The sequence below is a fragment of the Bordetella holmesii genome, from assembly GCF_020735985.1.
GTDB classification, from domain to species: domain Bacteria; phylum Pseudomonadota; class Gammaproteobacteria; order Burkholderiales; family Burkholderiaceae_B; genus Bordetella; species Bordetella holmesii.
Genome location: NZ_CP085973.1, coordinates 2,776,357 through 2,799,580 on the forward strand (window position 1 = coordinate 2,776,357; position 23,224 = coordinate 2,799,580).

The following is a 23,224-nucleotide window of genomic DNA, read 5'->3' on the forward strand; positions in this document are numbered from 1 at the left end:
TTACGCTTGATCCTTGATTTTTCAAGGATCAAGGCCGGGATCATGCTGGACCGCAAGACGATCGAGAGGTTGGGTGGGTGGGAAGGTTATCGGGTGGAGCGGGTCGTGTGGCCTGAAGGTGAGAGCCGGACGGTCACGATTTACCTGAAGCCTTCAGCGCGAACGATGCACTGCGAGCACTGCGGCAACCGATGTCGGCAGGTGCATGAGACGACCACGCGCCGGGTGCGGGATCTGCCGCTAATGGCGCTGCGAGTGACGCTGGTAGTGCCGCGTCGGCGGGTCTGGTGCGAGCAGTGCGGTGGACCGCATCTGGAGAGGCTGAGCTGGCTGGGCCGTTACCAGCGAGTGACCGACCGGCTGGCCGAGGCGGTCAGCCAGTTGCTTGAGTCCAGCAACATTCTGGCCGTGGCGCGCTTCTTCCAACTGGGTTGGCACACGGTCAAGGCGCTGGACAAGGCCCTGCTGCGACGGGCGATCCAAGAGCCGGACTGGAGCCAGATCCACTACCTAGCGATGGACGAGTTCGCTCTACACAAGGGCCATCGTTATGCCACGGTCGTTGTCGATCCGATCCGCCGTCAGGTGCTATGGATCGGTGATGGCCGCTCGCGCGAGACGGCCAGAGCCTTCTTCGAACAACTGCCAACTGGGGTTGCCCAGCAGATCCGGGCCGTAGCGATCGACATGACGACGGCCTATGAGCTGGAGATCCAGGCCAACTGCCCCAACGCCGAGATCGTCTACGACCTGTTCCACGTCGTGGCCAAGTACGGCCGTGAAGTGATAGACCGGGTGCGTGTAGACCAAGCGAACCAGTTGCGGCACGACAAGCCGGCCCGCCGGGTGATCAAGTCCAGTCGCTGGCTACTGCTGCGCAATCGCAAAAACCTCGATCCGTGCCAATCGGTAAAGTTGGACGAGTTGCTCCAGGCCAACCAGCCCTTGCTCACCGCTTATCTGATGCGCGATGAGCTCAAACAGCTGTGGTTCTACCAACACCCCGGCTACGCCCGCCAGGCATGGGATCACTGGCTGCAACAGGCTCGGGGCAGCGGCATCGCCGCCTTGGCTCACTTCGCGCTCAAGCTAAAAGCCTATCTGCACGGGATTCTGTCTCGCTGTCGCCACCGGCTCAACACCAGCATCGTCGAGGGCATCAACAACACCATCAAAGTCATCAAGCGCCGCGCCTACGGCTACCGCGATCAGGAGTACTTCTTCCTCAAGATCCGGTCTGCATTCCCCGGTATTCCTCGATGAACCAAAAAAAAGGGCGGCACCAAGGCCGCCCCACACGCTGAACCGTATTATCTTCAGGCCGCTGTTTGAGCCGTTTGCGGCTTTTTGCGGTTGCGCCGTGCGAAAGCCCAGATCTGCGCGAGAATCAGCAGGGCACTGGCCCCGATGAACCAGGCACTGATGGGCCGCTCCACAAAAATCATCATGTCGCCCCGCGACAGCAGCAAGGCCCGGCGGAAGTTTTCCTCGACCATCGGCCCCAGCACAAAGCCCAACAAGATAGGCGCGACCGAGAAATCCAGGAACATCAAAAATGCGCCGATCACACCGAATGCCAGCACTTCCCATATCTGGAACAAGCTGTTCTGCGTACTGAATACCCCCACTGCAATGAAGAACAACGCAGACGGAAACAGATAGCGATAAGGCACCTGCAGCAACTTGACCCATACGCCGATGAGCGGGACGTTGAGCACCATCAACAACACGTTGCCCACCCAGAAACTGGCGATCAGCCCCCAGAAGATGTCCGGATGCTCAGTAATGAGCTGGGGACCTGGCTGGATACCCTGAATGAGCAACGCACCAAGAATGAGGGCCATCACCGCATCGCCAGGGATGCCCAGGCTCATCGTCGGAATGAAGTCGACCTGCGTTTTGGAGTGCGAAGAGGCTTCGGGCGCGGCAACCCCCGCGATCATGCCCGTGCCGAATTTTTCAGGTGTTTTGGAAACCTTGCGCTCGAGCGCATAGGCGATGAAGGTCGTGATGGTCGGGCCCGTGCCAGGCATGGCGCCAAACAGCGTGCCGACCAGCGTGCCCCGCACCATGGGCATGAAGGCTTCCTTCATCTCGGCTTTGGATGGCCGCATATCCCGCACACGCAGCTTGGCGCCGGTGCTGATCGAGGCCATGCGATTGACGCTCATCAGGAAGTCGGCCACGCCGAACAGGCCCATCGAAATGGCCACCAGCTCCAGCCCATCGGACAGATCCAGCAGACCGAATGAAAAACGGATCGTGCCCGTGTTCACGTCGGTTCCGACCACGCCGCACAGCAGGCCAAACAGTGTCATGGCCACGCCCCGCAGCGGCGAACCGCGCGACATGGTGGCGCCGGCCAGCAGGCCCAGCAGCATGATGGAGAAGATTTCGGTCGGGCCGAATTTGAATGCCACCTCGACCAGCAACGGCGACGCGAAGACCATCACGATGATGCCGATGGAGGCGGCAAAGAACGAACAGATCATCGTGATGCCAAGCGCTGTCCCGCCTTTGCCCTGCTTGGTCAATGGATAGCCGTCCAGGCAAGTCACGGCATGCGGCGGGTGCGAGGGCAGGTTCAGCAGAATTGCGCCGATCGCGCCCCCGTACTGCGAACCGTAGAAAATACCGGCCAGCATCAGAATCGCTGGCACCGGCTGCATGACGTAGGTCAGCGGCAGCAGGATGGAGATAGCCGACAGCGCGCCCATACCGGGCAGCACGCCAATAAGGTTACCCACCAGCACGCCAAAAAACGACCACATCAGGTTGTGCCACTGGAACGCGACACCGAACCCGTACCAGAGGTCAGTCAAAGATTGCATGATCATGGTGCTCAACCCCAGCGAAACAGCGGCAGCTGCAGTTGCAGCGCCCACCAGAAGACAACGACGGCGATCGCGCACATCGACAAGGACAGGAACAAAGCCTGTTTCAACGTGTTGGTGCGATCACCCAGCGCGGAGATGAACACGATGGCGAACGTGGCCGGCAGAAGGCCTCCCCACTCACCGAGGAGCAGAAACGCGAGAATGCCCAACAGAATGCAGACGCTGCCACGGATGTCCGGAAATGCGTGGTTATGCCCAGCCGGCTCCGGCGTCTCGGGCGCCTCTTTGCCAAGGTCCGCCGCGCCCTTGGCACGTGCCGACATGGCAATCAACAAACCGACAAAAGCCAACAGAGCGCCTACTGCTGCGGGGAAAAACCCCGGACCCATGTGGGACAACGTGCCCAGATGGTAGTCAGTACCGGCATACACGGCCCCAAGGCCGACCAGCACCATCAACACGCCCCCGTAGTAGTCCTTTTTATAACTAGATAAGTCCACGCTTGCTCCTCGCGCGCCCTGGGCGCGGTTGATCCGCCTGCGCCCCAAAAGCGAGCGCGGCCTGTCCCGTTTTCAATGGGACCGGCACGCAGAATACGAAGCGAAGCTGCTAATCCGCTTTCTATTGACTGTCGGGCTCCTGAATCCCGGGGTTATCCCTAGGCAGATTCAGCATGTTTTACGTCAGGGACGGCTGTCAGGGCCTGTCGGGGAGATCGCCACATCGATTATGGGCATCCAGAAAACGGCAGCCAGGCCGTGTCCGCCCTGCTCGTTCGGTTCACCATCGCAGAGGTCGATGTCACCATCGTTGCGCCGCGCAAAGCCACGCGCGATAGCCAGGCCCAGACCCGTGCCCGAAGAGGCGGCCGAGCGCTCACCGCCAATGCGGTCAAAACGGGCAAAGGCCCGGGCACGCAACACGGGGTCGATGCCCGGGCCGTTATCGGCGACGATGACTTCTGCCCGATCGGCTTTTTTGACCACGGAAACTGTGATCCGCGCGCCTGGCGGGGCATAGTTGATGGCGTTGTGCACGAGATTTGAGAGCAACTCGTGCAGTTCTGCCTCGCTGCCCATCACCGGTACCACCACCTGCCCGAAGTCCTCACGAGCGGTGTCTTCGCCGCGCGCATCGACCCAGCCCAGATCCTGGCGTTTTTCGTGGGCAAGAGGCAGATACTGCAGCACGACCCCGCGCGCCAGATCGTTCAGATCGAGTACCTGCCGTGGCGTGACCTCGGCCTGGTTGGCATGCGCCAGGGACAGCAACTGCTCTGTCAAACGGCGAGTACGGCCCAACTGGTCGACGATGGCGCGCAAGCCCTCCTGCGCACGCGCCGGGTCGCGCTCGCGCAAGGCGTATTGCGCCTGCGTGAGCATGATGGCCAGCGGGGTACGCAATTGATGCGAGGCGTCCGCCAGGAATTGCGCCTGTCCGTCGATGACGTGACGATGGCGGGCAATGTGGTAGTTGACGGCTTCGACCAGCGGCGCGACTTCGCTAGGCACGCGTGAAGCATCCAGCGCCGTGAGGTCGTCCTGGCGGCGCGAGCGGATGTCATTGCGCAGGCGCACCAGGGGCCGCAAGGCCCAGGTCACTCCCCACCAGACCAGTAACGCCACCAAGGCCAGCATGCGTGCATCACGCAGGACCTCCTGGCGCTGAGCGGCGGTTTCGGCCGCCAGCCGCTTGCCCATGCTTTCGGCCACGATGACCAACACCTGCCGGTGCTGCCCGTGATAATAGAGGTCGCGCAACACCGCCACGGCTCGCACTGGGTCATTGCGATAGACCGCGTCGTAAAAAATGGGCTGCCCATTGCCTTGGGGCCACACTGGCGGGCGCGGCATTTCGGGCATGCCGGCCAGGCTGCGACCGTCTTTCGGCTGCTCCTTGGCCCCTTCCGGCCAGGGAGGGTCGATTTCTTCGATGCGGAAATATTTGCGCAGGCCTACCCGCGATTCCAGCATGACCTGGGCGTACAGGGGCGTAGCCACCTGCAGGCTGCCATCAGGATGGAACTCAAGGCTGCTCTCGAGCACACGAGCCGGCTCCAGCAAGGCCGAGTCATAGGCCTCGTTGGTGATGGCCGACAGCGTGCGATAGTCGTTCAGGCTGTCGATGACCAACAGCAGAATCACCCCGGGCAGCAGCAGCGAAATCAGCAGCGCCCGGATGCCCAGCAAGGGCCGGCGCCACCGGCGCTCAGGACTCGGTGGGCTCACGCGCCACGCTTTCGAGCATATACCCCAGGCCCCGTACCGTCACGATACGCACGTCGCTGCCAGCGAGTTTCTTGCGCAACCGGTGCAACACCACCTCGATGGCGTCCGGATTGGCCTCGCTGTCATGTGTGAACACCTTGCCGAACAACTGCGCCTTGTCCACCGGATAGCCACTGCGGGTCAGCAAGGCCGCCAGCGCGGCGTGCTCGCGCGGGGTCAGAAAGAGCAACGCGCCATCCAGCGTGAACGCCCGGCTCTCGCCGTCGTATGACAGCGAACCGCATTGCAGCCGCGGATGCTGGCGGCCCCGACTGCGCCGCACAAGCGCGGTCAGGCGGGCTTCCAGCTCTTCAAGGGCGAAGGGTTTGGTCAGGAAGTCGTCGGCCCCCAAATTCAGGCCCCGGACACGATCCTGCAAGGCACCCTGCGCCGTCAGCAGCAATACCGGAGTGCGGTCGTCACGGTTGCGCATCTCGCGCAGCAAGACCAGGCCGTGCTTGTCGGGCAGACGCAGATCCATGACGATGGCATCGTACTCATTACCGGCCATCAGGCCTTCGGCCGTGCGTGCATCCGGCGCATGATCGGGTAGAAACCCGCTCTGCGCCAGCGCACGCATGAGCCAAGAGGCCATGTCGCGCTCATCTTCAACCAGCAATATGCGCATGTCCGTCTGTTTCCGCGGAATTATCAGAAGAGCGAGGTCCGTGCACACGCTGGCGCAAATAGCGCGTTTCGTGATGCCTGCGGAACAGGATCGTAGCCAGCTCGTTCAAGGCCTGTGTGTAAACATCGCGCTTGAACTCGATCACCGCGTCCAAGGGCACCCAATACTGGCTCCAGCGCCAGGCGTCGAACTCCGGATGCTGCGTCGAGCGCAGGCATACGTCGCTGTCGCGCCCAACCAGGCGCAGCAGGAACCAAATCTGCTTTTGTCCTTTATAGTGGCCACGCCACTCACGCCGGACGAAGTGATCCGGCACGTTATAACGCAACCAGTCACGTGTACGCCCCAAAATACGGACATGCTCGGGCTTGAGGCCCACTTCCTCATGGAGTTCGCGATACATGGCCTGCACCGGGCTTTCGCCATATTTGATGCCGCCCTGCGGGAATTGCCAGGCATGCTCCCGGATTCGCTTACCCCAAAAGACCTCGTTTTTACCGTTGACGAGAATGATGCCGACATTGGGGCGGTAGCCTTCGCGATCAAGCATGGGCCACCCCCACCGAATTCAATACAATTACGGACGATTATACGTATCTGCTGCCACCTTTAAACATGCGCGCATCCAACTACCATCTCAACACCCTGAAAGAGGCTCCTGCCGAGGCAGAAGTCGCCAGCCATAAACTCATGACGCGGGCCGGCATGATCCGGAAACTGGCCGGCGGCATTTACACCTACATGCCCCTGGGCCTGAAGGTCATCCGCAAGGTTGAAGGCGTCATCCGTGACGAAATGAATGCCGCGGGTGCCGTGGAGCTGCTGATGCCGGTCGTGCAACCGGCCGAGCTCTGGGTAGAATCGGGCCGCTGGGAGCAATACGGCCCCGAACTGCTGCGCATCAAAGATCGGCACCAGCGCGACTTCGTGCTGCAGCCGACCTCCGAAGAGGTCATCACCGACATCGCGCGCAATGAGATCCACAGCTATCGTCAGCTGCCGGTGAATTTCTATCACATCCAGACCAAGTTCCGGGATGAGCGCCGCCCACGCTTTGGCGTGATGCGCGGACGCGAGTTCACCATGAAGGACGCCTACTCCTTCGACCGGGACGAGGCTGCCGCCGGCCGCAGCTACGACATCATGTTCGATGCCTACCACCGGATTTTCCGCCGTCTGGGACTGGAATTCCGTGCCGTGGCCGCCGACACCGGCTCCATTGGCGGGTCGCGCAGCCATGAGTTCCAGGTGATCGCCGATACCGGAGAAGACCTGCTGGTCTTTAACCCTGATTCGGATTACGCAGCCAATATCGAACTGGCCGAAGCGCCCTGCCTGCTGGCCGAACGCGCCGCGCCGACCGAAACCATGCAGGAGGTGTCCACCCCGGGTGCGGCCAAATGCGAGGACGTCGCCAAGCTGCTCGGCCTGCCGTTGACTCAGACCATCAAGCCCATCGTCCTGGCCACCGAGTCCGAAGACGACGGCGTGCAGATCTGGCTGCTGCTGCTGCGTGGCGACCACGAACTCAATGAAATCAAGGCAGGCAAACTGCCGGGGCTGAAGAACTTCCGCTTTGCCACCGAGGCCGAGATCGTCGAGCACTTTGGCTGCAAGCCGGGCTATCTGGGCCCCATCGGCACGATCAAGCCAGTCCGCATCATCGCCGACCGCACGGTGGCCAACATGGCCGATTTCGTTTGCGGCGCCAATCGTGAGGACTTCCACCTGCGTGGCGTGAACTGGGGCCGCGATCTTGCCGAAGCCGAGCTGGTGACGGACTTGCGCAATGTCGTCGCCGGCGACCCTTCCCCCGACGGCAAGGGCACGCTGGCCATCCAGCGCGGCATCGAAGTCGGCCACGTGTTCTTCCTGGGCACCAAGTACTCCGAAGCCCTCAAGGCAACCTTTCTGGACGAGACGGGCAAGCCGGCCGTCATGCAGATGGGTTGCTACGGCATTGGCGTGACCCGCATCGTCGGAGCGGCCATCGAACAGAATTTCGACAGCAAGGGCATCATCTGGCCACGCGCCATCGCTCCCTTTGAAGTCGTGATCTGCCCGGTTGGCTGGGGTAAAAGTGAAACGGTGCGTAACAAGGCCGAAGCGCTGTACGCCGCCCTGCGCGAGCATGGCGTGGATGTCATTCTCGATGACCGCGATGCCCGCCCGGGCGTGATGTTCGCTGAATGGGAGCTCATCGGCGTGCCGCTGCGGGTCACCATTGGCGACCGTGGCCTGAACGAGGGCCTCGTCGAAGTCCAGACTCGCCGTCAGACAGAGGCTGAAAAAATTTCGCTGGATTCGGCACTGAAAGAGATACTGAACAAGCTCGAAACGCTGTAGACTCCGCCCCGGGTCGTCATTGACCCGGGTTTCCCCTAGGCCGTTTATCCATCGTGAGCCAGCCGACGTCTGCCGAATCCACTCTGAGCGTACGTGTCTACTATGAAGACACTGACGCCGGCGGAGTGGTTTTCTATGCCAATTACCTCAAGTTCTTCGAGCGTGCCCGCACCGAATGGCTGCGCAACCTCGGAGTCGATCAGTCTCGGCTGGCGCGCGAGGAAAAGCGGCTGTTTGTCGTCCAGAGTCTGGAGATGGCCTACCGGTTGCCGGCGCGGCTCGATGACCTGCTTACGATCCGCAGCCGTGTCACACGACTGGGCCGCGCTTCTATACACTTTGCGCAGCGTGCCGAACGGGATGGGGAACTGCTAGCCGAAGGGCAAATCCAAATCTGCTGCGTAGACTCGGAACGCTTGCGACCCGCGGGGTTGCCCGATTTTCTCCGCGCCCTACTGGAATTCACTCAGGAATAACCATGCAAGTCACCAGCGACATGTCGATGTCCTCGCTGATTCTCAATGCCAGCGTGCCGGTTCAATTCATCATGCTGCTGCTCCTGGGCATCTCGGTTATGTCCTGGACATATATCTTTGCCAAGAGAATGGCGATCAAGCGCGCGCATCAGCAAACGCGCCGCTTCGAGGATGACTTCTGGTCGGGCGGCGATCTGGCCATGCTGCAGCAGGCCGTGGCCAGCCGCCGCGATGAGCAAGGCGCCCTGGCCCGCATTTTCGACGCGGGCATGACGGAGTTTCTCAAGGCCCGCCGCGGCGGCGGCGACTCGGTCGAGCTGCTGGACGGCCCGCGCCGCGCCATGCGTGCCGCCTACCAGCGTGAGATGGACTCCCTGGAGTCGCACCTGAACTTTCTGGCCTCGGCCGGCTCGGTCAGCCCCTACATCGGGCTGCTGGGTACGGTATGGGGCATCATGCACGCCTTCATCGGCTTGTCGAACATGCAACAGGCCACGCTGGCGTCGGTGGCCCCCGGGATCGCCGAGGCCCTGATTGCCACTGCCATCGGCCTGTTTGCCGCCATCCCCGCCGTGGTGGCCTATAACCGCTTCACGAACGACATCGACCGCATTTCGATCCGTTTCGACAGCTTCGTCGACGAGTTCCTGAACATCTTGCAGCGGCAGGTGCGCTAATGCCTTCGGTACGCTCCAGCGGCCGTGGCGGCCGCCGCATGAAGGCCGACATCAACGTCGTGCCCTACATCGACGTCATGCTGGTGCTGCTGGTGATCTTCATGGTCACCGCCCCGCTGATCACGCCCGGGCTGATCCAGTTGCCCTCGGTGGGCGCGGCGGCCGATGTTCCCGCCAAACCGCTGGAAGTCCAGATTTCCCAGGATGGCCAGATTGCCCTGCGCATGCGTGAACCGGGCGCCGAACTGCAGGATATCGCCCGCACGGCGCTGGTCAGCGAAGTGCGTTCGCGCATCACCGCCGAGACACCGGTGGTGATCGCCGCCGATGGCAAGGTCCCTTACGAAACCGTGGTCAAGGTAATGGACGAGTTGCGCAGCAATGGCGTCACGCGCCTGGGCCTGCTGGTGGATCAGGGTGGCAGTTCGCAGCCGCCGTCCACGCCCGCCAAGAAACGCTGACCGGCGCACATCGCCCGCCTGACCTCGCAAGCCCATGCCCCCGATTATCCGATCCGACAGTAAAACCCCGTGGTCCCCTGAGCGCAAGGACAATGCCAAGTCCCTGGGCCTGGCGGTGCTGGCACACATACTGTTGGTCATCGTGCTTTTCTTCGGGCTGAACTGGCACACCCAGAACCCCGGCCCGGTGCAGGTCGAATTGTGGATGGACGGCGATACGCCCGATGCGACGCCGCCCAAACCGACTCCCGAACCCGAGCCGGAACCCGCGCCGCCGCCCAAGCCCGCCCAAACGCAGCCTGAACCGCAACCCGATCCGGAAATTGCGCTGGAAGCTGCACGCAAAAAACGCGAGCAGGAAGAGAAAGCCCGGCAGGCCGCCGAGGCCGCCAAGGAAAAAGCCCGTCTGGAAGAAGAACGCCGCCAGGCCGAGTTGAAAGAAAAGCAGCGCCTGGAGCAGGAGCGCAAGGCAGCCGAGCAGAAAGCCAAGGAAGCCGCCGACAAGAAGGCCAAGGAAGACGCCGCCAAGAAAGCCTCGGCCGAGAAAAAGGCCAAGGAAGAAGCGGCCAAGAAGGCGGCTGCCGACAAGGCACTGCGCGATGCTTTCCGCAACGACATCCTGGGCAATGCGGGTCGCCCCGGAGGCACCGCGGACCGCAACCAGGCCGGCGGAGGCCGAGACGATGGCTATGGCGCCAAGGTACGTGCCTGCGTGCAACCCCGCGTAGCCTTCCCGACCCCGCCCCGCGCCGGATCGGCCAATCCGACGGCGGAATACCGAGTACAGTTAGGAGGTGACGGCAAGGTGGGCAACGTAACGCTCACCCGTTCCTCCGGCAATGCCGGTTTCGACCGCGCGGTCGAAAACGGTATCCGCAGTTGCAACCCCTTCCCCAAGCCTTCGACGGGCCGTTACGAGCCCCTCATCGACGTCGTGTACCGTATGTATGATTGACAGGAGATTGCTGACCATGACACCCGCTTCCAGCCGAGCCTCCCTGCCGGGGGTTTTGCGATCGTATGGCCTTGCGCTGCTGCTGCTCATGGCGGCCTTCATCGTCTGCCAACCGGCCCACGCGCAACTGCGCGTGGACATTTCCGGCACGGGCGCCACGCAATACCCCATAGGCATCGCTGATTTCGCCGGCGACGATGTACGCGGCCGCGCCCTGGCCGACATCATCCGCGCCGACCTGACCCGCACGGGCCAGTTCCGCCTCATCAACACCGCAGGCGCCGGCCTGACCGTGGACTCGCCCATTGCCTATGATGACTGGCGTGGCCGCGGCGCGGACTTCCTGGCCTACGGCAGCATCACCCGTGGCGCCGATGGCCGCTATGAAGTGCGCTATCGCCTGGCCGATACGGTCAAGAAAGGCCAGCTCGACGGCGTGGCGTTTTCGGGCACGGAGCAGGAACTGCGCCGCATCGCCCACCAGATCGCTGATCGCATCTACGAGAAAATCACCGGCGTGCGCGGCGTCTTCGCCACTCGCATCGCGTACGTGGTCAAACAAGGCAATACCTACGAACTGCAGGTGGCCGACGCTGACGGCCAGAACCCGCAGGTTGCCTTGCGCTCGCGCGAACCCATTATTTCGCCCACCTGGTCGCCGGATGGCTCCAAGTTGGCCTATGTGAGCTTCCATTCGGGCAAGCCCGTGGTGTATGTCCAGACGCTGGCCAGCCGCTCGCAAATCCCGGTGGCCAACTTCAAGGGCAACAACAGCGCCCCGGCCTGGTCGCCGGACGGTTCGCAGCTTGCCGTGGCCCTCACCCAGGACGGCTTGTCGCAAATTTACATCGTCTCGGCCGATGGAAGCTCAAAACCGCGCCGTATTACGCGTTCGCCCGGCATCGACACCGAACCGAACTTTACGCCTGACGGCCGTTCCATTATCTTTACCAGTGATCGCAGCGGCGGTCCGCAGATCTACCAAGTCGGCCTAGATGGCGGAGAAGCCCGTCGCCTGACGTTTAACGGTAGTTACAACATTTCACCCCGAATTTCTCCTGATGGATCGACGCTGCTGTACGTTGCAAGACGCGACGGCGCGTTCCGAATCGCCTCGCTAAACCTGTCCACTGGCACCGAAACTCTGCTGACGGATGGTCGTGATGACCAGTCGCCGAGCTTCGCGCCCAACGGCATGCAGGTGCTCTACGCCACCATACAGAATGGCCGTAGCGTGCTTGCTGGTGTATCGAGCGATGGCCGCGTGCGGCAGACCCTGTCAGTCCTGAATGGAGAAATACGTGAACCTACGTGGGGCCCATTTACCCGATAACACGTGTGACTCTCTTTGCAAAGGAACTATCATGAAGTCGCGCATTGCCAAAAGCCTAACCATTGCTGCCCTGGCTGCCACTCTGGCCGCTTGCAGCTCCGTCCCTCTCGACGATAAAGCCGGTCAAGGTGGTGGCACCCAGGGTTCGACCACCGGTCAAATCCTGGATCCCTTCAACCCTCAAAGCATCCTGGCGCAACAGCGCTCGGTGTACTTTGATTTCGACAGCTACGGCGTGTCGGATCAGTACCGCGGCCTGGTCGAAACCCATGCCCGTTACCTGGCCTCGCACCCGCAACAGCACATCAAGATCGAAGGCAACACCGATGCACGCGGCGGCGCCGAGTACAACCTGGCCCTGGGCCAGCGTCGTGCTGATGCCGTTCGTCGTATGATGACCCTGCTGGGCGTCGCTGATGCACAGATCGAAACGATTTCCTTCGGCAAAGAAAAGCCCAAGGCTCTCGGTACGACTGAAGCTGATTACGCTGAAAACCGCCGCGCCGATATCGTTTATCAGCGCTAAGTTTTAGCGGGAATCAAGTGCCCCACATGCGTCGGGACGGTCTGCCGACCGTCCCGGCGTTTTTGCTTTAAGAGATCTGGAATTTCTATGCGCGATCGAGTTCTCTCCCTGCGTAGCCTGACACTGGCTGCCAGCCTGGCCCTAGCCACCCTGGCTGCGCCTGCCCACGCTTTTTCCGACGATGAGGCCCGACGTGCCATCCTGGAGCTGCGGCAGCAATTGCAGCAACAGAACGAACAGAATTCACGCGCCCGCCTGCAACTGGCGGATCAGCTCCAATCGCTGCAACAAGAAATCGCTCAATTGCGCGACCAGCTTGAATTGGTGTCGCGCCAGCAGCCCAGCAGCAGTCAGACGCAAGGCCAGCAACATCCCGGCAATCCCCAAGGCGTGGAAGTCGGCGATCCGCAGGAACAAACCGCTTTCGACGGCGCGACCGATTTGTATCGCAAGGGTCAGTACAAAGAGGCAGCCGAATCGCTGGCCGCTTTTACCGCCCTCTATCCCAACAGCCAACTGGCACCGACCGCGCAGTTCTATCTGGGTAGCGCGCGTTATGCCTCGCGCGATTACAAAGGCGCCATCGAGCAGTTGAGCAGCCTGCTGCAGAAATCGCCTGACAATGCACGCGCACCGGATGCGCTGCTGGTCATTGCCGGCAGCCAGATCGAATTGAACAACCGCGCGGGCGCCAAGACGACGCTGCAGCGCATTGTCCGTGACTACCCGAACTCGCCGGCGGCCAACACCGCCAAGAGCCGCCTGCAGTTACTCTGAGATAGCAGCGCGTGGCATAGCGGCGGCCGGCTGGCCGCCGTTTGCTTTTCAGGTGCGCAGCGCGACGTCGGCTCTCTCCGCGCCGGTCATGGCCGCCAACTGCGCCGGTGTCAGATTGAAGACCGCATTGGGATGCCCGGCGGCCGCCCACAGGCTGTCGTAACGAAACAGATCGCTGTCGAGCAGCATCACGGGCGGGGTGCTGTGCCCGATGGGGCAAACGCCACCAATGGCGTAGCCGCTGGTGGCGCGCACGAAGCGGGCATCGGCTTTGCCCAAGGGGCCGACAAGCGCCGCGACCTTGGCCTCGTCGACGCGGTTGATGCCGCTGGCCACCACCAGTACGGGTGCATCATCGGACAGACGACGGAAGATGATGGATTTGGCGATCTGCGCCACCTCGCACCCCAGACCGGCTGCAGCCTGGGCGGATGTCTTGCCACTGGCCGGCAGCATTACCACGGGCTTGTCGTGCCCCATGGATTGCAGCAGCAAGGCAACGCGGCGGGCCGAATCCGGCAGCTCGGCTAGGTGTGAACTGTCAATAGGTTGTATTCGTCCAGGTTGAGTCTGGAGATGGGTACAGCGCGCCCGATGCCTTGGTGGGGTCGATGCCAGTTGTAGTGGTGTAGCCAGGATTTCATGGCATCGGCTCGGTGTTGGGAGTTCTGGTAGGTGTGAGCGTAAGCCCACTCACGCAAGGCCGACTGGATGAAGCGTTCGGCCTTGCCATTGGTCTGTGGGCGGTAAGGTCGGGTAAAGCGGTGCTTGATGCCCAGCTCATGGCACAGCGCGGCGAAGGCGCGGCTGCGAAAGGCCGAGCCATTGTCGGTGAGCAAGCGCTGGATGGTCACGCCCAGGCGCTGGTAGTAGGCCACTGCGTCCTTGAGGAACTGGACGGCGCTGGGGAAGCGCTCGTCGGGGTGGATGTCGGTGAAGGCCACGCGGGCGTGGTCATCGATGGCCACGAAGACGAAGTCCCAGCCGGCCCCCTCAACGGTATCGCGTCGGTTGCCCGTGACCCGGTGGCCAGGGCGCTGGATACGTCCCAGCTTCTTGATGTCGATGTGCAGCAGATCGCCGGGGGCCTGATGCTCGTAGCGCACCACCGGCTCGGCCGGCTCCAGGTCGGCCAGGTGCGACAGACCGGCGCGGGCCAGGACGCGGCTGACGGTGCTGGCTGACACGCCCAGCGCCTGGGCGATGCGCGCTTGGGTCAGCCGCTTGCGGCGCAGCTCCACGATAGCCAGCGCCTTGGCCGGCGCAATCGCTCGGGGCGAGACCGTCGGGCGCGAGGACGCATCGGCCAAGCCCGCCTGGCCCTGAGCCAGAAAGCGGCCCAGCCATTTGCGCACAGTCGGCGCGGTGACCCCATAGGCGCGGGCCGCTTCAGGCACACAAACTTGATGGGCGATCAATTGCTGGACCATTTCGAGGCGACGTAGGAAGGTCAATCGGGCATGCTTATGGGTGTTCATCCGGCCGGGCTCCTTGAGTGAACTGGGGGGTTGGCGATTTCCAGTTTCTCAAATCCGGTTCGGATGAACCATGCATACAACCTATTGAATCTTCACAGCTAGGGCAGTGGCAAGCATGAAGGCACTCCGGAAGAGGAAGTGATCAGTGTATCAGTCGGCAACAACGCGCCTGCACACTACAATCTGGCGCGACTGCGCCCATTTCCCCGTTATGCGTTCCGAACCTGAACTCGATCTGAAGACCGTCGACCTGGACGGCTATCCCCTGACGTACGCCGAAGCCGGCCAAGGCGATCCGCTGGTGCTGGTGCATGGCTCGCTATGCGACTGCCGTTACTGGAAGCCGCAACTCACCTCCCTGGCACGCCACTTTCATGTCTTCTCGCTATCCTTGCGCCACTACTGGCCCGAGGACTGGGACGGCAGCGGCGAGGGGTTTTCCATCACCCAGCACACCGCGGATGTCCTGGCCTTCATCGATGCCCTGGCAGGTGGGTCTGCCCACCTCGTTGGCCATTCGCGTGGGGGCCGCATTGCGGTGGAGGCGGCGTTGCACGCCCCCGCCCGCGTGCGCAGCCTGGTGCTGGCCGACCCCGGCATGACACGACCCGGCGAAGATGAGCGCGGCGACTTCCGTCAGCGTGCCCTGACGCTGATCCAGGCCGGTGACCCCGACGCCGGCCTGGCGCTTTTTATCGACACGGTGACGGGCCCGGATACGTGGCGCCGCATGGTGCCGTGGTTCAAGGATATGGTGCGGGACAATGCCAAAACCGTGCTTGGCCAGGCCCGCGAACCCACGGTGCCAGTGGGCGATGTCGCCGCCCTGTCCATGCCCGTGCTGCTTATCGGCGGGGCACTGAGCCCCCCGCCCTATCCGGCCATGCTGGATCGTCTGCAAACGCTTCTGCCACAGGCGCAGCGCATCGCGATCGCGGGCTCCTCGCATGGCATGAATCTCGGCAACCCGCGCGCCTTTAATCAGGCCATTGTGGACTTCCTGGCCTGAGCCACGGCGCGCGGCAGGTACTGCCCAGCGTCTTAGCCGCGCCCGCCGGCGCGCGCGGCGATGACCTGCTCGGCCACTTGGCGCGGCGCCTCGGCATAATGTTTGAACTCCATGGAGTACGTCGCGCGCCCTTGTGTCAACGAGCGCAATGAGGTGGAGTAGCCAAACATTTCGGCCAAGGGGACTTCCGCACGCACGAGTTTGCCACCTCCGCCTGCAATGTCTTCCATGCCTTGCACCATGCCACGACGGGAAGACAGATCTCCCATTACATTGCCGGTGAAGTCTTCCGGCGTTTCGACCTCGACCTGCATCATGGGTTCGAGCAGCACCGGGTCGGCGCGACGCATGCCTTCCTTGAACGCCATCGAGCCAGCCATGCGGAAGGCGTTCTCGTTGGAATCCACATCATGGTAGGAACCGAAGGTGAGCGTGACCTTGACATCCACCACCGGATAGCCGGCCAGCACCCCCGTGTTCAGGGTATCGACAATGCCGCGCTCGACCGCCGGGATGAATTCGCGCGGGATGACCCCACCTTTGATCGCATCGACAAATTCAAACCCCTTGCCGGCAGGTTGCGGCTCGACCGAAATGACCGCATGGCCATACTGGCCCCGCCCGCCGGACTGTTTGACGAACTTCCCTTCCACCCCTTCGACCTTTTTGCGCACGGTTTCGCGGTAGGCGACTTGCGGCTTGCCAACTGTGGCCTCGACGCCGAACTCGCGGCGCATGCGATCGACCAGAATCTCGAGGTGCAGCTCGCCCATGCCCGAGATGATGGTCTGCCCGGACTCCTCATCGGTGCGCACTCGGAACGAAGGATCTTCCTGAGCGAGCCGGTTGAGCGCGAGGCTCATTTTTTCCTGGTCGGCCTTGGTTTTGGGTTCAACGGCCTGCGAGATGACCGGCTCGGGCAAGATCATGCGTTCGAGCGCGATCACATGCCCCGGGTCAGTCAGAGTGTCGCCGGTGGTCACATCCTTCAGGCCCACGGCAGCGGCGATGTCGCCGGCATAGACTTCGCTGATCTCTTTACGCTCATTGGCGTGCATCTGGAGGATGCGCCCGAGGCGCTCTTTCTTGCTCTTGAGCGGGTTGAACACCGAGTCGCCGGATTTGACGACACCGGAGTAGGCGCGAAAGAACACTAGCTGCCCGACAAACGGGTCGGTCATGATTTTGAAAGCCAGCGCGGAGAACGGATCCTTATCCGAAGGATGGCGCTCTATCTCGTGATCGCGCTCGTCATGACCCTTGATCGCGGGCACGTCCAGCGGCGAGGGCAGATAATCAATGACGGCATCCAGCATCGCCTGCACGCCCTTGTTCTTGAACGCGCTGCCACAGAGCATGGGCACGATTTCGTTGGCCACAGTACGTTGACGCAGGCCGGCCTTGATCTCCGCTTCGGTCAGAGTCTCGCCGGAGAGGTACTTTTCCAGCAGCACTTCGTTGGCTTCGGCGGCCTTCTCGATGAGTTTGTCACGCCAGCGCAGCGCCTCGGCCAGCATGTCAGCCGGGATATCGGCGTACTCGAAACGCACCCCCTGGCTGGAATCGTCCCAAAGGATGCATTTCATTTTGACCAGATCGATCACGCCGCGGAAATGATCCTCGGCGCCCAGCGGCAACTGCACCGGCACGGCGTCACCTTTGAGCCGTTCGACGATCTGCCGCTGCACTCGCAGAAAATCCGCGCCCACGCGGTCCATCTTATTGACGAAGGCAATACGCGGCACCCGGTACTTGTTGGCCTGCCGCCAGACGGTTTCGGACTGAGGCTGCACACCGCCGACCGAGTCATACACCATGCAGGCGCCATCCAGCACGCGCATGGAACGCTCGACCTCGATGGTGAAGTCCACGTGCCCGGGCGTATCGATGATGTTGATACGATGCTCGGGATAGTTGCCTGCCATCCCGCGCCAGAAGGCCGTGGTAGCGGCCGAGGTGATGGTGATGCCGCGTTCCTGTTCCTGCTCCATCCAGTCCATGACCGCCGCGCCCTCGTGCACCTCGCCCAGCTTGTGGGTAATACCGGTGTAAAAGAGGATGCGTTCGGTTGTCGTGGTCTTGCCAGCGTCGATGTGAGCGCTGATGCCTATGTTCCGATAAAGCTCGATTGGCGTCCTGCGAGTCATGGTGGCCCCTTACTCAAGGCGTTGGATCATGGAAGGCACAACAGGAAAATCATCGTGTCCTGGAGAATCTCCAGACCAACTAGCATAGTACGCAGCGCCAGGCGGCGCAGTATTTGACCTCGTCCTCGAGTGGGTCTGACCTGCCCCCAGATTTAGTACGGCACCGACATAGAGCCCAGGGGTAAAAGACCTTCTTTCTGACGAGCCTGCACGAATTGCGCCGGCGTTAAATATCCGAGCGCGCTGTGAGGCCGATCGGTGTTGTACTCGACTCGCCAGTTTTCGATCAAGCTTTTAACCTGTCGCAGGGACAAGAACCAGTGCTCGTTAAGGCATTCGTCGCGGAACTTGCCGTTGAAACTTTCGATATAAGCGTTCTCCACCGGCTTACCCGGCCGAATAAACGACAGCTTTACGCCTGCTTGGTAGGCCCAGGCGTCCAAGGCTCTTCCGGCGAACTCTGGCCCGTTGTCCACGGTAATAGATCGCGGCAGGCCACGCATCTCCGCCAGCCGTTGCAGCACCATGGCAACACGCAGTCCCGGCAACGACGTATCGACCTCGATGGCCAGGCATTCGCGAGTGTAGTCATCGACGATAGTCAAACAGCGGAATCGGCGGCCATAGGCTAGGCCGTCGGCCACAAAGTCCATTGACCAACTCTGATTCGGCGCGATTGCCGCTGGGCGAACCACGCGCTCGGTCATTAATGTCCTGACCGCCTCGCGTTTGGCCTGCGGGCTGACTACTTTCGGCTTAGCAGATCCTGAAGCGCCGCCTTGTCCAGCATCGACTCGGCCAACAGCTTCTTGAGCTTGTTGTTCTCCTGCTCCAGCTCCTTGAGCCTCTGAGCGTCCGACACCGTCATGCCACCGAACTTCGCCTTCCAGTTGTAGTACGTTGCCTCGGAGATTCCGTGCTTGCGGCACAACTCTGCGGGCTTGGCACCTGCATCGGCTTCCTTGAGCACGCCGATGATTTGCTCTTCCGTAAATCGTTTCTTCATTGCCATTCCTTTGGGAACGGACTCTACATCGATTTCGTACTAATCACGGGGAGCAGGTCAGGTCATTGGCCCGGCACACGCGCCCGCCAAAAGAACAAAACCCCGCGCACCGCCTAAGCGGTGCGCGGGGTTTTGCCCAAAAAAGGAAAACCGCGCCTTACTTCTTTTCTTCCTTGACGCGATAGACCAGCACCGCCGTTGCGGCCAACGACAGCACTTTGGCCGTCACGCTGCCCAGCAACAGGCGCGACAGGCCGCTGCGGCCATGGCTGCCGATGAAGATGAGGTCGCAACCGGTATCGGTGGCGGCCTGCACCACGCCATCAGCGACGTTGAAGTTGGAAACCGCGCGAGACTCCACCGTCACGCCGGCGGTATGCGCCCGATCGATGATCTGCTTGAGATACTGCTCGGCCTGTTCGGCGGCGGCCTTCTCGTAGTCTTCGTCGGTAATGGCATAGGCCGCAGCCATGCCGTCAAACCCGATGGTTGCCGCAAACGGCTGCGTCACGTGCAAGGCCACGACTTCGGCACCGATCGAGCGCGCGAAGGTAATACCGGCATTGGCTGCCTGTGCAGAGAGAGGGGAACCGTCGGTGGGAATCAGGATCTTTTTAAACATGCTGCCTGCTCCTTCTAGTAGGAATCAACATGCTACCGGAAAACCCAGGCAGCACGCAGGAATATGCCCGCTGGATTGATGACCCTCAAGCCAGCTGCTGTGCGGCGACGAAAAGGTTGGTGCAACGCGTGCCGGTACGGCAATAGGCCAGCACGGGCGCCGGCAGTGTGTTCAACAATTCGGCGAAACGGGCCACATCGGCGGCCGTCATGGCGCTGCCAACCACGGGCTGATACTCCACGGCCAGACCCGCTGCGGCAGCAGCCTTTGCTACGTCGGCCGCCTGCGGTTGATCCGGGCCGCCTTCGAAATCGGGGCGATTGATGATCACGCTTTTGTAGCCGGCCTCGGCCACGCCAGCCATGTCATCGGGGCCGAGCTGGGGCGCCACGGCGAAACTCTCGGTCAGGGGACGAATCGGCACACTCATGAGGGAAGTCCTTGGGGTAAAGCCCTGCGCGCGCCGCGTCGCGGCCAGACCCGCGCAGAGCGGGAATGATGCTCAAAGTATAGTGGCCCCGGGCCGGTTTCCGGGCTCTGCCATGAGATCAGACAAAATACGCCACGCCTCGGGAGCGTCGATCATGGCCACCGAAAAACGCAGCATGGTCGACGGCTGCTGCGACGGCGAAAACAGCGTGCCGGGTGCCAGCAGCATGCCCCGGTCGGCAGCCTGACGGGCCAGCGCCTCGGAGTCGCGTCCGCAATCGGCCCACACAAACATGCCGGCGCCCGGTTCATGCGGTACGGCAAAACCCAAGACTTGCAGGCGGCGCAGACAGTCGCGTCGGGCCTGATCCACCCTGACGCGAACCCTATCCAGGTGCCGGCGATATTGCCCGTCGACCAGGATGCGATGCACGACTCGCTCGCCAAGCTCGGGAGTGGTCAGGCCGGCGAGCATTTTCAGGTCCGCCAGCGGCTGCAGTATTTCCGCATGAGCCGCCACGTAGCCGACCCTGAGGCTGGCGGCCAGCATCTTGGAAAACCCGCCCACGAGGATGACCCGGTTCAAGCGGTCCAGCGCAGCCAGGCGCACGGCCCCGCCGGGATGCAGTTCGCCATAGGTATCGTCCTCGACCACCATGAAATCGTGCCGTTCCGCCAGACGCAGAACACCATAGGCCGCCCCGGCCGACAGCATGTGACCGGTGGGATTGTGTACGGCGGCATTGATGATGAACAGCTTGGGTTTGTGCTCTGCCGCCAATAACTCCAGCATCGCCAGATCCGGACCATCCGGGCCGCGCGGCACACCGATGACCCGGGCCCCAAAGGCGGCCAGGCGACCAAAAAAGACGAACCAGGCAGAGTCTTCCACCAGAACGGTGTCACCCGGTTTGACGAGGTGGCGTGCGATGAGATCCAGCCCGTGCGTCACGCCATTGGTGGTCAGGAGATGATGCTCCGGATGAGCGGGCACCCCTTCGCCCTGGAGCATGGAGGCAATCTGCTGCCGCAAGGGCAGGAAGCCCTGTTGCCGACCATAGGAGACCAGATTGGCCCGCGCCGAGCGCCCTACCGCGCGTATGGCGCCGGCCACCATCTCGGGATCCAGCCAATCGGCCGGCAGCAGGCCCGCCCCGCCCGGCGAGCCGGGGGTGGTATCGCGAAACATACTGCGCAGCAACCAGGTGACATCCACCCGGGCCGGAACCGCCAGCCCGGGTGCAGGCGATACCTCGGGCGACAGAGCGCCCGTGTTGCGGGCACGTACGAAAAACCCGACGCCCCGACGCGACTGCACCACCCCCCGGGCCACGAGCCGGTCATAGGCTTCGACGACGGTAAAACGGCTTACGCCCGCCTGTTGCGCCATGCTGCGTATGGAAGGCAGGCGGGTACCGGGGCGCATGCCTTGTTCGTCAATACGCCGCGCAAGATCGTCGGCCAATTGGGTGACCAGGGTCGCGTCGCTTTCGCGCACCGGTTGCCAGTCGGCGGGCAATGAGGACGACGCCGCCGCGTCGGATGCAACTGTCATGGGAGATCTACCAGGCCAGTGATAAGAGTGAACTGCAAAAGTGTACCGGTACTGTACCGCTTACTGTGCGTAGAGTGACAGGCTTACCCGCTACAGGCAAGTCCTGCCCCCGACTTCACGGCCCGCCATGTCCAGAACCCACTCCCCTCCCAACCTCGAAGGCTATGCTTTCGGTCTGCTTGGCGTCCTCGTGTTCTCCCTGACGCTGCCCATGACACGCCTGGCTGTGGCGGAGATGCCGCCCTTGCTCGTGGGGCTAGGCCGGGCGCTGGTCGCGGCGCTGCCCGCAGCCGTTCTCCTGCTGGCGACGCGCAGCCGCCTGCCTACCCGCTCGGAGTTCAGCGGCATCGTGCTGGCTGCCGCGGGGATCGTGGTGGGCTGGCCGCTGACCTCGACGCTGGCCATGGCCAGCGTGCCGTCGTCCCACGGCGAGGTGGTCAATGGCTTGCTGCCGTTATCGACGGCCCTGTTTGCCTGCTGGCGCAGCGCAGAGCGTCCCTCACCCGCTTTCTGGGCTTGGGCCTTGGTAGGGGCGCTGCTGGTGATGGGTTTTATCCTGAGCCAGGGCCATGGCGCCCTGCAGCCTGGTGATTTCTGGCTGCTGGTGGCCGTGGTGCTGGGCGGCCTGGGCTATGCCGAAGGCGCAAGAGCATCACGCACATTGGGTGGCTGGCGCACGATCTGCTGGGCGCTGGTCATCAGCGCCCCCTTTCTCGCCGGCCCGGTCTGGTGGCTGGCGGCTCATGCCGCCATGCCTGGCGCCCATGCGCTGTGGGCCTTCGGCTATCTGGCTTTTTTCTCCATGTTTCTGGGGTTTTTTGCCTGGTATCGGGGCTTGGCGGTGGGCGGGATCGCCCGGGTAGGCCAACTCCAATTGCTGCAACCCTTTTTGACCGTTCTGGCCGCCGCGCTGCTCTTTCAGGAACAGGTCCCCCCCGATACCTATATCTTTGCCCTGGCGGTGGTGCTGGTCATCGCGGGTGGTCGCCGTAGCCTCGTCCGCACACGCTAACCTCTTCTCCCCTCGGCTGCCCTCATGTCCATCGACTCTCTGCCCATCCTGTCGCTGTCGCTGCTCGGCCCTCTGGCCTTGTTCGCGCTGGTATCGTCCATCCCCCCCGGGCCCAACAACGTCATGCTGGCCTCATCGGGGCTGACATTCGGTTTTCGCCGCAGCATTCCGCACATGCTGGGAGTGACCATCGGATTCTCCTTCATGATTCTGCTGGTGGGGCTGGGCCTGGGCGCGCTTTTCAATCAGTTTCCCTGGCTCTATTCGGCCCTCAAGTACGGCGGCGCCCTCTATCTGCTGTACCTGGCCTGGAAGATCGCCTGCTCCGGCCCCCTTGAAGATGGCACCCAGCGCGCCCGCCCGCTGACCTTCGTTCAAGCCGCGCTGTTCCAATGGGTCAACCCCAAGGCCTGGGTCATGACGGTGGGCGTCGTGGCCACCTATACGCCACAGCAGGGTTTCCTTGGCAATCTCTGGGTCGCGGCCGTGGTCTGCGGGCTGGTCAATCTGCCCAGTATCTCCATCTGGGTGTCTTTCGGCATGGCGCTGCGGCGCATCCTGCATCGCCCGGGTGCGGTACGCATCTTCAACCTGAGCATGGCGTTACTGCTGGTGGCCTCGCTCTACCCCATTGCCCTGGACTTGGCAGCCCGGTAGACGTGATGGGGAACCGGATCATCCCC

Annotated in this window: 23 protein-coding genes and 1 pseudogene; 12 read left to right on the forward strand and 12 right to left on the reverse strand. The window is 62.4% G+C overall.

Annotated elements, in window-relative coordinates:
• The first annotated feature begins 42 nt into the window (after positions 1 to 42).
• Positions 43 to 1,263 carry an ISL3 family transposase gene (locus LK440_RS13290; RefSeq protein ID WP_005012861.1) on the forward strand — a complete coding sequence of 407 codons (1,221 nt, stop codon included), beginning with the start codon at positions 43 to 45 and terminating at the stop codon, positions 1,261 to 1,263.
• 53 nt (positions 1,264 to 1,316) lie between these two features.
• Here LK440_RS13290 and LK440_RS13295 read toward each other — a convergent pair whose 3' ends face one another.
• From LK440_RS13295 to LK440_RS13315, 5 genes are all read right to left on the reverse strand, one after another.
• Positions 1,317 to 2,837: a tripartite tricarboxylate transporter permease gene (locus tag LK440_RS13295; protein WP_005018735.1), complete on the reverse strand. Its 1,521-nt coding sequence runs from the start codon at positions 2,835 to 2,837 to the stop codon at positions 1,317 to 1,319.
• 5 nt (positions 2,838 to 2,842) lie between these two features.
• Positions 2,843 to 3,292 (reverse strand): tripartite tricarboxylate transporter TctB family protein, encoded by a 450-nt coding sequence (locus LK440_RS13300; protein WP_005018732.1) that lies wholly within the window; start codon positions 3,290 to 3,292, stop codon positions 2,843 to 2,845.
• Between the two features lie 228 nt (positions 3,293 to 3,520).
• A complete protein-coding gene (locus LK440_RS13305; RefSeq protein WP_025341333.1) occupies positions 3,521 to 5,023 on the reverse strand; it encodes a sensor histidine kinase in 1,503 nt (500 codons plus the stop codon).
• A 22-nt stretch (positions 5,024 to 5,045) separates the two neighbouring features.
• Complete coding sequence (locus LK440_RS13310; RefSeq protein ID WP_005018726.1) at positions 5,046 to 5,732, reverse strand: response regulator; 687 nt, start codon at positions 5,730 to 5,732, stop codon at positions 5,046 to 5,048.
• Positions 5,713 to 6,282, reverse strand: a complete 570-nt coding sequence (locus LK440_RS13315) for an RNA pyrophosphohydrolase (protein ID WP_005018723.1) — start codon at positions 6,280 to 6,282, stop codon at positions 5,713 to 5,715. Before LK440_RS13315 ends, LK440_RS13310 begins: the two co-directional genes overlap by 20 nt.
• A gap of 65 nt (positions 6,283 to 6,347) precedes the next feature.
• Here LK440_RS13315 and LK440_RS13320 point away from each other — a divergent pair, with 65 nt between their 5' ends.
• The 8 genes from LK440_RS13320 to ybgF all read left to right on the forward strand — a co-directional run bounded on the left by LK440_RS13320 (position 6,348) and on the right by ybgF (position 13,283).
• On the forward strand, positions 6,348 to 8,078 hold the full coding sequence (locus tag LK440_RS13320) for a proline--tRNA ligase (RefSeq protein WP_005018720.1): 1,731 nt from the start codon (positions 6,348 to 6,350) through the stop codon (positions 8,076 to 8,078).
• A gap of 53 nt (positions 8,079 to 8,131) precedes the next feature.
• Entirely contained in the window at positions 8,132 to 8,554 is a 423-nt protein-coding gene (ybgC, locus tag LK440_RS13325; RefSeq protein ID WP_005018717.1) for a tol-pal system-associated acyl-CoA thioesterase, read from the forward strand.
• A gap of 2 nt (positions 8,555 to 8,556) precedes the next feature.
• Positions 8,557 to 9,231, forward strand: a complete 675-nt coding sequence (gene tolQ, locus LK440_RS13330; protein WP_005018715.1) for a protein TolQ — start codon at positions 8,557 to 8,559, stop codon at positions 9,229 to 9,231.
• A complete protein-coding gene (tolR, locus tag LK440_RS13335) occupies positions 9,231 to 9,692 on the forward strand; it encodes a protein TolR (RefSeq protein WP_005018713.1) in 462 nt (153 codons plus the stop codon). The genes tolQ and tolR overlap by 1 nt, the downstream gene beginning before the upstream one ends.
• Before the next feature lie 34 nt (positions 9,693 to 9,726).
• Positions 9,727 to 10,647: a cell envelope integrity protein TolA gene (tolA, locus tag LK440_RS13340; RefSeq protein ID WP_005018710.1), complete on the forward strand. Its 921-nt coding sequence runs from the start codon at positions 9,727 to 9,729 to the stop codon at positions 10,645 to 10,647.
• Between the two features lie 16 nt (positions 10,648 to 10,663).
• On the forward strand, positions 10,664 to 11,980 hold the full coding sequence (tolB, locus tag LK440_RS13345; protein ID WP_005018709.1) for a Tol-Pal system beta propeller repeat protein TolB: 1,317 nt from the start codon (positions 10,664 to 10,666) through the stop codon (positions 11,978 to 11,980).
• A 31-nt stretch (positions 11,981 to 12,011) separates the two neighbouring features.
• The gene (pal, locus tag LK440_RS13350; RefSeq protein WP_005018707.1) at positions 12,012 to 12,506 is read left to right on the forward strand and encodes a peptidoglycan-associated lipoprotein Pal; all 495 of its coding nucleotides are present in this window, start codon (positions 12,012 to 12,014) and stop codon (positions 12,504 to 12,506) included.
• An 87-nt stretch (positions 12,507 to 12,593) separates the two neighbouring features.
• Positions 12,594 to 13,283, forward strand: coding sequence for a tol-pal system protein YbgF (ybgF, locus tag LK440_RS13355; RefSeq protein ID WP_005018704.1), 690 nt, complete (start codon positions 12,594 to 12,596; stop codon positions 13,281 to 13,283).
• Between the two features lie 48 nt (positions 13,284 to 13,331).
• Here ybgF and LK440_RS13360 read toward each other — a convergent pair whose 3' ends face one another.
• Positions 13,332 to 13,763 carry a YbaK/EbsC family protein gene (locus LK440_RS13360; RefSeq protein WP_227944841.1) on the reverse strand — a complete coding sequence of 144 codons (432 nt, stop codon included), beginning with the start codon at positions 13,761 to 13,763 and terminating at the stop codon, positions 13,332 to 13,334.
• A gap of 47 nt (positions 13,764 to 13,810) precedes the next feature.
• Complete coding sequence (locus LK440_RS13365) at positions 13,811 to 14,761, reverse strand: IS481-like element IS481 family transposase (RefSeq protein WP_005013747.1); 951 nt, start codon at positions 14,759 to 14,761, stop codon at positions 13,811 to 13,813.
• Positions 14,762 to 14,972: 211 nt separating this feature from the next.
• Between LK440_RS13365 and LK440_RS13370 the strand changes: the two genes are divergently transcribed.
• On the forward strand, positions 14,973 to 15,770 hold the full coding sequence (locus LK440_RS13370) for an alpha/beta fold hydrolase (protein WP_005018699.1): 798 nt from the start codon (positions 14,973 to 14,975) through the stop codon (positions 15,768 to 15,770).
• A 32-nt stretch (positions 15,771 to 15,802) separates the two neighbouring features.
• Here the strand turns inward: LK440_RS13370 and fusA are convergent, their stop codons facing one another.
• From fusA to LK440_RS13395, 5 genes and pseudogenes are all read right to left on the reverse strand, one after another.
• Complete coding sequence (gene fusA, locus LK440_RS13375; protein ID WP_005018697.1) at positions 15,803 to 17,917, reverse strand: elongation factor G; 2,115 nt, start codon at positions 17,915 to 17,917, stop codon at positions 15,803 to 15,805.
• 152 nt (positions 17,918 to 18,069) lie between these two features.
• Positions 18,070 to 18,923, reverse strand: a pseudogene (locus tag LK440_RS13380) (IS3 family transposase).
• Positions 18,924 to 19,080: 157 nt separating this feature from the next.
• Positions 19,081 to 19,545 carry a universal stress protein gene (locus LK440_RS13385; RefSeq protein ID WP_005018693.1) on the reverse strand — a complete coding sequence of 155 codons (465 nt, stop codon included), beginning with the start codon at positions 19,543 to 19,545 and terminating at the stop codon, positions 19,081 to 19,083.
• Between the two features lie 85 nt (positions 19,546 to 19,630).
• Complete coding sequence (locus LK440_RS13390; protein WP_005018691.1) at positions 19,631 to 19,975, reverse strand: TIGR01244 family sulfur transferase; 345 nt, start codon at positions 19,973 to 19,975, stop codon at positions 19,631 to 19,633.
• Between the two features lie 72 nt (positions 19,976 to 20,047).
• Positions 20,048 to 21,529, reverse strand: coding sequence for an aminotransferase-like domain-containing protein (locus LK440_RS13395; protein WP_005018689.1), 1,482 nt, complete (start codon positions 21,527 to 21,529; stop codon positions 20,048 to 20,050).
• A 127-nt stretch (positions 21,530 to 21,656) separates the two neighbouring features.
• Here LK440_RS13395 and LK440_RS13400 point away from each other — a divergent pair, with 127 nt between their 5' ends.
• Together LK440_RS13400 and LK440_RS13405 are read left to right on the forward strand one after the other, a co-directional pair.
• Positions 21,657 to 22,541: a DMT family transporter gene (locus tag LK440_RS13400; protein WP_005018686.1), complete on the forward strand. Its 885-nt coding sequence runs from the start codon at positions 21,657 to 21,659 to the stop codon at positions 22,539 to 22,541.
• A 24-nt stretch (positions 22,542 to 22,565) separates the two neighbouring features.
• Entirely contained in the window at positions 22,566 to 23,198 is a 633-nt protein-coding gene (locus LK440_RS13405) for a LysE family translocator (protein ID WP_005020419.1), read from the forward strand.
• The last annotated feature ends 26 nt before the right edge of the window (positions 23,199 to 23,224 follow it).